We start from the raw sequence: 10,337 nt of genomic DNA on the forward strand, positions 1-10,337 counted from the left end.
AGGGCGCGGATCGGCGCCCGCAGAGAGCCGCCGGTCATGATCACTTCGTTGTCTGACGACGACACGAATGCCTCCGCGACGGGCAGCGAGTTGGTGATGATCGTGAGCCCGCTGCGCGTGCGGAGGATATTGGCGAAGGCCTCGGTGGTCGTGCCGGGGCCGACGATGACGACGTCACCGTCTCGTACGAGGGAGGCGGCCAGGCGGCCGATCGCCTGCTTCTCGCTCATCGCCTGGCCGATCTTCTCGACGTAGGAGGTCTCCGGTGAGGACACGTCTGCGATCGCGCCGCCGTGCGTGCGCGTGAGGAGCCCGAGAGAGGCGAGATGGTCGAGGTCGCGACGAATCGTGACGGACGAGATCGACATGCGTTCGGCGAGCGCGGTGATCGACACTGCTCCGTCTTGGTGGAGGATCTCGAGGATCATATTCCGTCGTTGTGCTGCGATCACAACACAAACGATACATTCAAAATGACGCTTACTGATAGATTTCGACAACATTCGTGCAGGAAGTTGTTCGAGTGCTCATCGGTGAACACGTGGCGCAAAGAAGTGCCCGCCATCTGTAACGATGGCGGGCACCTCCGCGGACCGTGATGGGTCAGCGCCCTACGGCTTCGCCCTCCGGAACGCCAGGAACGAAACCCCCGACAGTGCGGCGATGACGACGAGTCCCCACAGCGAGAGTCCGATCGCACCGAGCTCGGCGAACATGGTCCAGAACTGGATCCACAGTTCGAGCCGCGTGATCATGAAGATGAGCGCGAGCAGCGCGAGCACGAGCACGAAGCTCACGATGGTGAGCACCACGGGACCCCAGCTCTTGTAGATCGTCGCCCCGGTGAAGCCGATCACGAAGAAGAACAGCGCCAGGGTGAAGTAGGCGAGGAAGGCACCGAGGGGGCCGGCCTCCCACATCCACGGCAGATGGAACACGTAGCCGTTGACGCCATAGCCGTTCGTGAGCATCTCAATTCCGCCGCCGATCAAGAACAGCACACCCATGAATGCGCTGCCGAGGATCGCCGCGAAGAGGGTTCCGACGAAGAAGTCGCGGCGGGTGATGCTCAGCGCCTGCGAGAACGGGAACGTGAGCGTCATCGCGGTCAGGCCGGTGCCGAAGAACACCCACAGCGGCGCCTGACCACCTCCGCCGTACTTCGGGCCATCGATGGGGATCATGGCGTAGATGATGACGGACACGACAACCGCTCCGGCGAGGACGATCAGCGGCACCCAGATGAAAGTCTGCTTGTTGATCAGTTGCAGACGAACGACGTTGAGTGTGCGAGACATCAGCGAACCTCCTTGGTGTCGGTGACGACGTGTGAGCTGGGGCCGGATTTCTGGCCGGCGCTGGCCTTCTGCGTGAGGCGGACGATGAGCTGTTGCAGTGAGACGGGTGCGAGATCGAGACCGGATGCCGCGACCTCGGCGCGCTCCTCATCGGAGAGCGTGCCGAATACAGTGACGGATGCCACGCGCCCCAGCACTTCGCGGTGCAGCACTTCGCGCCCCTGAACCCAGGCGTCGACCTTGTCGGAATCGCCCACGACGGTCACGGCACGGTCGCGTACGGCATCCGTGTGCTCGTCCATCAGGATCTGGCCGTCATCGATGACGATGACGTGTTCGATGAGGTTCGAAACCTCGTCGATCAGGTGCGACGACAGGATGATCGTGCGCGGGTACTCGGCGTAGTCTTCGAGCAGCCGGTCGTAGAAGATCTGCCGGGCGACCGCGTCGAGGCCGAGGTAGGGCTCGTCGAAGAACGTGATCTCGGCGCGGGACGCGAGACCGATGATGACGCCGACGGCCGAGAGCTGCCCGCGAGAGAGCTTCTTGATCGTCTGCTTCATCGGCAGCTGGAACTCTTCGATCAGCTGCTCGGCGAACCCCTGATCCCAGTTCTTGAAGAACAGGCTCGCTGCTTTGAACGCGTGGCGCGGTGTCGCGTCATCCGGATACTTCTGGCTCTCCCGGACGAAGCAGATGCGGCTGAGCACGCGCGAGTTCTCGTAGGGGTGCTCACCGAACACCTTCACAGTGCCCGCAGATTCGAAGTTCTGCGCCGTGAGGATCGACATGAGTGTCGTCTTGCCAGCGCCGTTGCGTCCGAGCAGGCCGTAGATCGCGTTTCCTTCGATGGACAGTGACACGCCTGCGAGCGCATTCTTGTCCTTGTAACGCTTGGTGAGGTTGTTCACCTCGATGACCGCGGTCATGCGGGGTTCCCTTCGGTATTGGCGGATGCTGCAGCGCGTTCACGCAGCAGCGTTGCGAGGTCTTCGGGGCCGAGTCCGAGCGTGCGGGCTTCGGCGAGGAGAGGGTCGATGTAGCGGTCGGCGAATGCGGAGCGCCGTTCGCCGAGCAGCAGTTCGTGGGCGCCGGCGGCGACGAACATGCCGATGCCTCGTTGTTTGTACAGCACTCCCTTGTCGGTGAGCATCGCGACTCCCTTCGCGGCGGTGGCGGGGTTGATGCGGTAGAAGGCGGCGAGCTCGTTCGTCGACGGAGCCTTGCTCTCTTCGGCGAGTGAGCCGTCGAGGATCTGGTCCTCGATCTGCTCCGCGATCTGGATGAAGAGCGCCTTGCCTTCTTCGATCACGATGCCTCCTCTGGTTATGTGGTTAATTACTCGACTAGGTAACCACCTAACCCGCCTCATGTCAAGACACAGAAATTCGCCCCGCTCGGCAGGAGCGGGACGAATTCAGGTGCGAGGCTCTCAGCCGCGCAGGTCTCGCGAGCGCAGCGCGAGGGCGGATGCCGCGGCCAGTGCCGCAGCGATCCCCCAGGTCAGCGCGAGACCTGCGGCATCCGCCCCCTCTGCCAGAGGCGACTGGCGGAACACCCATGCGTAGGGCGAGATCGCGTTCAGCCATTCCAAGTCGTCGGACTGCTTCGCCACAGCCTGCAGGATGTATCCGAGCACCGCGATGCCTGCGCCGACCCCTGTGGCCCAGATCTTGCGCCCGGTCGCCGCTCCGGCGAACAGGGCGGCAGCAGCGGTGAGGAAGGCGAGCCCGGTCATCGCAGCGCTGGCGTCGATGAGGCGGGCAGGTTCGAGCTCGAGCTCGCTTGGGCCATTGAGCGCCCACACGACGAGAGCCGAGAACACGCCCAGCCAGACGAGGCGAACGAGCACCGCGAGCGCCGATTCGAGCGCATACCTGCCGCGGCCGATGCCGTGGGCGAGATCGAGTTCGGCACGGCCGCTCTCTTCAGCGCCTGCGATCGCCGCGGAACCCCAGACGACAGCGGCGATCGTGAGCAGCAGGAAGCCCATCTGCGCGTAATAGGTGCTCTGCACGTAGCCGGCGCCGCTGGCGAGCTGGTCGTAGCCGAGCGTCGCGACGAGTTCTTCGGGCAGCGAGTCGATGAGGTTCTGGAGGTCGGCGCTCGCCCCGAACGACGGATACAGCGGCAGGTAGAGAAAGAGCACGGCGGCGATGCCGATCGACCAGCCCACGAGGCTGCGCCATGATTCGCGGATGCTGCGCCGCAACACCGGCAGGATGCTACGCATGCTCGCCCCCGTAGAGACGCAGCACCGATTCCTCGAGGTCGGGCTCTTCGACGGTGAGCTCCTGCACCTCGTACCGAGCCAGCAGCTTGACGAGAGGATCAATCGTTCCCTCGATGGTCGCTGTCAGCTGGACTCCCTCGTTTCCTGAGTCGCCCGGGCCGTCCCTTGAGTCGCCCGCTCCGTCCCCTGAGCGGGGCCCACGCGTGCCAGAGGCTCCTGGCGACGCGCGGCGTCGACTGGACGGGGACGAGGGGATCGAGGGGTCGGCGTCCAGACGCTGCACCCCCGGGATCTTCTCGAAGGCGGCGCGGGTGGCCGCGGCATCCGTCCCCGCGATGCGCACGCGAACGCGGCGCACAGACCCGAGACGCAGCGAGGCGACGTCTCCCTCGGCGACGATCCGACCCGAGCTGAGCACGGCCACATCGTCGGCGGTCTGCTGAATCTCACTGAGCACGTGCGAGCTGAGCAGCACGGTCTGTCCGACGTCTCGCGCTTCGCGCACAAGCTGCAGGAACTCGCGCTGCATGAGTGGATCGAGTCCGCTGGTCGGCTCGTCGAGGATGAGCAGTTCGGGCCGATGCATGAACGCCTGGATGAGTCCGACCTTCTGCTTGTTGCCCTTCGACAGCGTGCGCACGGGGCGGTTCAGGTCGACGCCGAGCCGGTCGGCGAGCTCGCCCGCGTGCCGCAGGGTGGATGCTGTCTTGCCGCTGTCGCCGGAAACCTCGGCGTAGAACGCGAGCAGCCGATGGCCGCTGGCGCGTCCTTCGAGCTGCAGCTCTCCGGGTACGTATCCGATCCGGCGACGCAGTGCCGCTCCGCCCGCGCGTGGCTCGGTGCCGAGAACGCGCACCTCGCCCGAGGTAGGTCGAATCGTGTCGATCAGCGTGCGAATCGTCGTCGTCTTCCCGGCGCCGTTGGGCCCGATGAGTCCGAAGACGCTGCCGGTCGCCACGCGCAGGTCGAGCTCGTGCACAGCGGTGCGGCGGCCGTAGCGTTTGTTCAGTCCGCTGATCTCGACGGCGGCAGTCATGGCTTCTCCTTGTCTGTGGCGGATGGCGGGGTGTCCGCAGACGTTGCGGGGTCTGTGGGTGGCGCGGCGTCCGTGGATGGCGCGGTGGTCGGCGCCTGCGGTGACCCCAGCGCCGCGCGGGTGCCCTGCAGAAACGCATCTGTCTTGTAGATGCCGTGGGTGAGCAGCTCCATCGTGGGCAGCGTCGAGCGCAGCATGCCCGCAGAACTGAGCTGATCCTGACCGAGAGCACGGGCGATCTGCGCGCGCATCACGACAGGCCCGAGGCCCATGAGGGCGAGCAGCAGCGCCGTCATCTCGGGATCGCTCATGGGCTCGAGCAGGTCGGCCGTGCGCTGATCGTCGAGCATCTTTCGTGTGCCCGCGAGGATGCTGTCGAACAGGCGATCTGCGGCCGACGAGCCGTCGGTGAGCATGCGCCCGAGGTAGTCGATGTAGGGGCCGTATCGATCGAGGTCATTGAGAGCGGCCTGGATGCGTTCGCCTGTCGGGGCGTCGATGAGGTCGTGATTCTCATCGGTGAATACCTCGGCGATGTACTCATCGCAGATGCGGCGCAGTTCGGACTTGTCGCTGAAGTGGTGCACGATCAGCGCCGGGCTGACGCCGGCCTCGCGTGCGATCGAGCGCAGGCTGGTGCCGTCGAAGCCGCCGCGCGCGAACGCGGCGATCGCCGTCTCGCGGATGCGGGCGCGGGTGGTGAGGTCCTCAGAGGCCGAACGCATGTACAGCAGACTAAACGCATGTTCAAAGTATGTCAATGGCGACGCACCCGACGACGGCGCTTCTACTCTGGTGGGGTGACGTTCTCGTACTCGGCGCTGCGCCGCTTCCCCGATGTGGAGGCGCCGAACCTGCAGGCGTGGGACGCCACAGACGAACTGCTCGTGCAGCACGCCCTCGCCACTGACCTGTCCGGCCATGAGCTCGTCGTCGTCGGTGATGAGTACGGCGCGATCACGCTCGGGCTGACGGACGCCGGTCGACACGGCGTCCGCGTGCACCAGGATTCCGCGACCGGACGCCTCGCCCTGGCCCGAAATGCGCACGCGCTCGAGCTCACCGGATTCGTCTCGCACGAGCTCGAACCCGCACTGCTGCGCGGTGCTCGCCTGGTGCTGGTGCAGTTGCCGAAGGCGCTGGCGGCATTGGACGAGATGGCGGATGCGGTCGCCCGCTGGTCCGCGCCCGACGTCGTGCTCGTGGCCGGAGGCCGGGTGAAGCACATGACGCTGGCGCAGAACGACGTGCTCACTCGCAGCTTCACCCGGGTGCAGCCGCAGCGCGCCGAGCGGAAGTCGCGGTTAATCGTGGCCAGCGGTGCCCAGGCCATCGCTGACCGGTCGCCCTTCCCCGTCGCTGAACCGGTCGTCGTGCCCGGCCTCGCCGAGCCGCTCGTGCTCTGCGCGCACGGCGGAGCCTTCGCCGGAGCGCGCCTCGACATCGGCACGCGCGTGCTGCTTGACGTGCTCGCCGACGCACAACTCAGCAAAGATCGGCCAGACCGAGCCGAAACAGCCCCAGATCGGGCTGAAGTCGACGATTCTGAAGGAGTTGTGCACCCGCGACCTCGCGCGGTCCTCGACCTCGGCTGCGGTACGGGCGCGCTCGCCGCCTGGTACGCACTCCTCCACCCCTCGGCCCGTGTCACCGCGACCGATCGCTCGGCGGCGGCCGTGGCATCCGCTCGGCAGACGATGATCGCGAACGGTGTCGCCGATCGCGTCGCCGTGACGCACGATGATGCGGGCGCGGAGCTGCCCGAGGCATCCGCTGACCTGATCTTGCTCAACCCGCCGTTTCATCTCGGTGCGAGCGTGCACACAGGCGCGGCGACGCGGCTGTTCGAGGCATCCGCTCGGCTGCTGAAGCCCGGCGGCGAACTGCTCACCGTCTACAACTCGTCGCTGGGCTACCGTGCCGATCTCACCCGATTCATCGGCGAGACGGTGCAATTGCGCCGCACGCCGAAATTCACGGTCACGCGCAGCGTTCGTCGCTGATTCGCGCAGCATATGATTGTCGACATTATGTAGAATCCCCGTTCAGCCGAGAAAAACCCACACCGTTAGCGGAACGAGATTTGCCACTGACCGGCCATTTTGTTACTTTGAAATGTAGGCCTTTCGGCCTGTAGACCAGTCCGCGAACGCGTTTCTTCTCCAGAATGAACAGCATCTGAAGGGGCGCGGTCGTACGGTTGAAGTTCTTGCGGGAGTGCCGAATCTTTCGCCAGTGTCGTGCAGCAAGAGTGCTGAGATGGCCAGGAAACTCGACCCGGACGTAACCGAAGCCCGCTCCTGAGACCCGAGAAATCAGCGAGCTGCCGGGGGAAAACGTGACCGAAACCGTTCTCGAAGCGCACCATCTATTCAAAGTCTTCGGAAGAAATCCACAGCAGGCCGTTCGCCGGTTGAAGGCCGGTGAGAGCCGCGATGAGGTGCGCGACGCCGGAACAGCCGCGGTCATCGACGCCAGCTTCGAGGTGAAGCGCGGCGAGATCTTCGTCATCATGGGCCTGTCCGGCTCGGGTAAGTCGACGATCATCCGCATGCTCAACGGGCTGCACGACATCACCGACGGCACCGTCGTGATCAACGGCGACCAGATCACCGGCGTCCCGGCATCGCGTCTGCGCGAGATCCGCCGCGAGAACGTGTCGATGGTTTTCCAGCACTTCGCGCTGCTGCCGCATCGGTCCGTGGCAGACAACGTCGCGTACCCGCTCGAGCTGAAGGGCGTGCCGCGCGACGAGCGTCTCGCGAAGGCCGACGAGGTGCTCGAGATGGTCGGGCTCGCCGGGTGGGGTGACAAGCTGCCCAGCCAGCTGTCCGGCGGTATGCAGCAGCGCGTCGGCATCGCCCGCGCGCTGGCCGCAGACACCGAGATCATGCTGATGGACGAGGCGTTCAGCGCCCTCGACCCGCTGATTCGCCGCGAGATGCAAGAGCAGCTGGTCGAGCTGCAGCAGAAGCTGCGCAAGACCATCGTGTTCATCACCCACGACCTGAACGAGGCGATGTTCCTCGGCGACCGCATCGCGGTCATGCGTGACGGTCGCATCGTTCAGATCGGCACGCCGGAAGACATCCTCACCGACCCGGCCAACGACTACGTCGAGCAGTTCGTGCAAGACGTCGACCGCGCTCGCGTGCTCACCGCCGGCAACGTCATGGAGCGTCCGCGTGCGGTCGTTCCCGAGAGCGGCGGACCGCGCGCCGCGCTGCGCGAGATGCGCGACGCGTATTCCTCCGCCGTCTACGTCGTCGGACGCGACCGCAAGCTGCTGGGAATGATCACCGACCGCGACGCGGTCAAGCTGATCCGCAAGGGAGAGAGCGCGCTCGGCCCGATCCTCAAACCCGTGCCGCAGAGCGTGAACGAATCCGACGTGCTGGCCGACCTGTTCGTGCCGGCCGCCGAGTCACGACTGCCCCTGGCGGTCACGGATGCCGACGATCGCCTCGTCGGCGTCATCCCGCGCGTGACGCTGCTGGCGGCCCTTGGCCCCGGACCGAACGCGACCGGCGAGCTGACAATCCCGCTGCAGCCCATGCCGACCACGGTCATCGACGAGGTGCTCGGTGATGCCCCAGGCGAAGCGTCGGCCACCAACACAGAGGAGGTGCGCTGATGGATGGGTTCCGCCTTCCCATCGGGGATGCCGCAGATGTCGCGGTCGACTGGATCCGTGACAATCTCAAGTTCCTACTCGACATCATCTCGAACATCGTCGGATTTCTCGTCGAGGGTCTCGCCGATCTGCTGAACTTCCTGCCGTCACCGGTGATGATCGTGTTCTTTGCCTTGATCGCCTGGCTGTTGCGGTCGTGGCAACTCGCCGTGGGCACTGCGGTGACGTTCACCATCATCGTCGGCATGGATCAGTGGGACCATGCCATGGAGACGCTCGCGCTGGTGCTCATCGCTACACTGGTAACGGTTGCTATATCGGTGCCGCTCGGTATATGGGCGGCACGTAATGACCGGGTCAGCGCAGCCGTGAAACCTGTGCTCGACTTCATGCAGACGATGCCGTCCATGGTTTATCTGATCCCGGTGATCGTGTTCTTCGGCGTGGGATTCGTGCCCGGTGTCATTGCGACCGTGATTTTCTCGTTGCCTCCCGGTGTGCGCCTCACTGAGCTCGGCATCCGCGGGGTGGACTCGGAGACCGTCGAAGCCGGGCAAGCGTTCGGCGCCGCTCCCAGCCAGATCTTGCGCGGTATCCAATTGCCTCTGGCGATGCCCACGATCATGGCCGGCATCAACCAGGTCATCATGCTCGCCCTGTCGATGGCCGTCATCGCCGGTATCGGCGGCGCGAACGGCCTCGGAAAGGAAGTCGCCGCGGCGTTGTCGACGATCAATGTCCCGCAGGGCGTCGAAGCGGGTCTTGGCGTGGTCTTCATCGCAATCTTCCTCGACCGCGTCACCGCGGCGATGGGCAATCCGAACGATTACAAGTCGTCGTTGCTCGGCGCGATTTCGCGCCGGCGCGCAGCCCAGCGTGCAGCGAAAGCGGATGCCGCGGCTCAGCCCGTCTCCGCATAATCTCCCCTATCCATACGAAACGCAGCAGAACATACGAAAGGAAGCACCATGAAGAAATTCCGGCACATCACAGCCGCAGTTGCTCTCGGTACCGTCGCATCCCTCGCCCTCGCCGGTTGTGCGGGTGGCAGCGACAACGGTGACAACGGAGACAGCGGCGACAACGGTGACTTGGGCACGATCACCCTCGGCTACCTGCCCAGCTGGACCGACGGCCTGAGCATGGCGTACCTTGCACAGGACCAGCTCGAGAAGCTCGGCTACACCGTCGAGATGGAAGAGATGACCGAGGCGGGCCCGCTCTACACCGGTCTGGCTCGTGGCGACTTCGACGTCTACCCTTCGGCATGGCCCGAGGTCACCCACGCTGAGTACATGGAAGAGTACGGCGATGACCTGGAAGACCTCGGCGCCTACTACGACGGTGCCGTACTGACGCTCGCCGTCCCGACCTACATGGACGACATCAATTCAATCGAAGACCTCAAGGGTCAGGCTGACCGTTTCGACGGCAAGATCACTGGCATCGAGCCAGGCGCCGGTCTCACCGGTGTGACGCAGGATTCCGCTATGCCGGAGTACGGCCTTGACGGCGAGTACGAGCTGCTCACTTCGTCGACCGCGGGCATGCTCGCCGAGCTCGACACCGCCTACGCGGCCGAGGAAGACATCGTCGTGACCCTGTGGCGTCCGTTCTGGGCCTACAACTCGTGGGAGATGAAGGACCTCGAAGACCCGAAGGGTGCGATGGGCGAGCCAGAGACGCTCAACTTCATCGCGCACGCCGGCACCAGCGATGAGTTCCCCGAGGCCTCTGAGCTGTTCGGCAAGATCAAGCTGGACGACGACCAGTACGGTGCGCTCGAGGGCCTCGTCACCTCTGATGAGTACGAGGGCGACCCCGAGGCTGCTGTCGACGCGTGGATCGAAGAGAACGGCGACCAGTTCGACTGGCTCGTTACCGAGTAATACTGACGTTCACCTGTGAGTGAGGGCGCCGCGACTTCGGTCGCGGCGCCCTTTCTCTCGTTCTGACGCCGCTCGTCGTGCACAACTCCTCAAAGAACGCGGGGTCCGGCCCAAATCCGACCGAACAGCCGCTCGAAGCAACGGCTTTTGAGGAGTTGTGCACGCGCGTACCGTGGCACATATGGACGGATTCGCCGCTGTCGACTTCGGATTCGCGCGTGAGATGCTCCAGCGTGGCATCGCGGCG

11 protein-coding genes are annotated in these 10,337 nt (G+C 65.0%); 4 read left to right on the plus strand and 7 right to left on the minus strand.

The genetic code is table 11. From position 1 onward, the window contains the following. The 7 genes from Q1J95_RS11020 to Q1J95_RS11050 all read right to left on the minus strand — a co-directional run. Positions 1 to 428, minus strand: a 428-nt coding sequence (locus Q1J95_RS11020) for a DeoR/GlpR family DNA-binding transcription regulator (protein ID WP_300267560.1), incomplete at its 3' end; no start/stop codon positions are given. Positions 429 to 611: 183 nt separating this feature from the next. Next, positions 612 to 1,298 (minus strand): hypothetical protein, encoded by a 687-nt coding sequence (locus Q1J95_RS11025; RefSeq protein WP_300267561.1) that lies wholly within the window; start codon positions 1,296 to 1,298, stop codon positions 612 to 614. Further along, a complete protein-coding gene (locus tag Q1J95_RS11030) occupies positions 1,298 to 2,227 on the minus strand; it encodes an ABC transporter ATP-binding protein (RefSeq protein WP_300267562.1) in 930 nt (309 codons plus the stop codon). Before Q1J95_RS11030 ends, Q1J95_RS11025 begins: the two co-directional genes overlap by 1 nt. After that, positions 2,224 to 2,610 (minus strand): GntR family transcriptional regulator, encoded by a 387-nt coding sequence (locus Q1J95_RS11035; protein WP_300267563.1) that lies wholly within the window; start codon positions 2,608 to 2,610, stop codon positions 2,224 to 2,226. The genes Q1J95_RS11030 and Q1J95_RS11035 overlap by 4 nt, the downstream gene beginning before the upstream one ends. Positions 2,611 to 2,730: 120 nt before the next feature. After that, complete coding sequence (locus Q1J95_RS11040) at positions 2,731 to 3,531, minus strand: ABC transporter permease subunit (protein ID WP_300267564.1); 801 nt, start codon at positions 3,529 to 3,531, stop codon at positions 2,731 to 2,733. Beyond that, on the minus strand, positions 3,524 to 4,567 hold the full coding sequence (locus Q1J95_RS11045) for an ABC transporter ATP-binding protein (RefSeq protein ID WP_300267565.1): 1,044 nt from the start codon (positions 4,565 to 4,567) through the stop codon (positions 3,524 to 3,526). The genes Q1J95_RS11040 and Q1J95_RS11045 overlap by 8 nt, the downstream gene beginning before the upstream one ends. Next, positions 4,564 to 5,292 (minus strand): TetR/AcrR family transcriptional regulator, encoded by a 729-nt coding sequence (locus tag Q1J95_RS11050; protein WP_300267566.1) that lies wholly within the window; start codon positions 5,290 to 5,292, stop codon positions 4,564 to 4,566. The genes Q1J95_RS11045 and Q1J95_RS11050 overlap by 4 nt, the downstream gene beginning before the upstream one ends. A gap of 75 nt (positions 5,293 to 5,367) precedes the next feature. On the opposite strand from Q1J95_RS11050, the gene Q1J95_RS11055 reads away from it, so the two are divergent. The 4 genes from Q1J95_RS11055 (at position 5,368) to Q1J95_RS11070 (ending at position 10,090) form a co-directional block, all read left to right on the plus strand. Next, positions 5,368 to 6,570: a methyltransferase gene (locus tag Q1J95_RS11055; protein ID WP_300267568.1), complete on the plus strand. Its 1,203-nt coding sequence runs from the start codon at positions 5,368 to 5,370 to the stop codon at positions 6,568 to 6,570. A 335-nt stretch (positions 6,571 to 6,905) separates the two neighbouring features. Continuing rightward, positions 6,906 to 8,201, plus strand: a complete 1,296-nt coding sequence (locus Q1J95_RS11060; RefSeq protein WP_300267570.1) for a glycine betaine/L-proline ABC transporter ATP-binding protein — start codon at positions 6,906 to 6,908, stop codon at positions 8,199 to 8,201. Then, positions 8,201 to 9,121: a proline/glycine betaine ABC transporter permease gene (locus Q1J95_RS11065; protein WP_300267572.1), complete on the plus strand. Its 921-nt coding sequence runs from the start codon at positions 8,201 to 8,203 to the stop codon at positions 9,119 to 9,121. Before Q1J95_RS11060 ends, Q1J95_RS11065 begins: the two co-directional genes overlap by 1 nt. 48 nt (positions 9,122 to 9,169) lie before the next feature. Continuing rightward, positions 9,170 to 10,090 (plus strand): glycine betaine ABC transporter substrate-binding protein, encoded by a 921-nt coding sequence (locus tag Q1J95_RS11070; protein WP_300267574.1) that lies wholly within the window; start codon positions 9,170 to 9,172, stop codon positions 10,088 to 10,090. The last annotated feature ends 247 nt before the right edge of the window (positions 10,091 to 10,337 follow it).

Source organism: Microbacterium sp. (assembly GCF_029263575.1).
GTDB lineage: Bacteria > Actinomycetota > Actinomycetes > Actinomycetales > Microbacteriaceae > Microbacterium.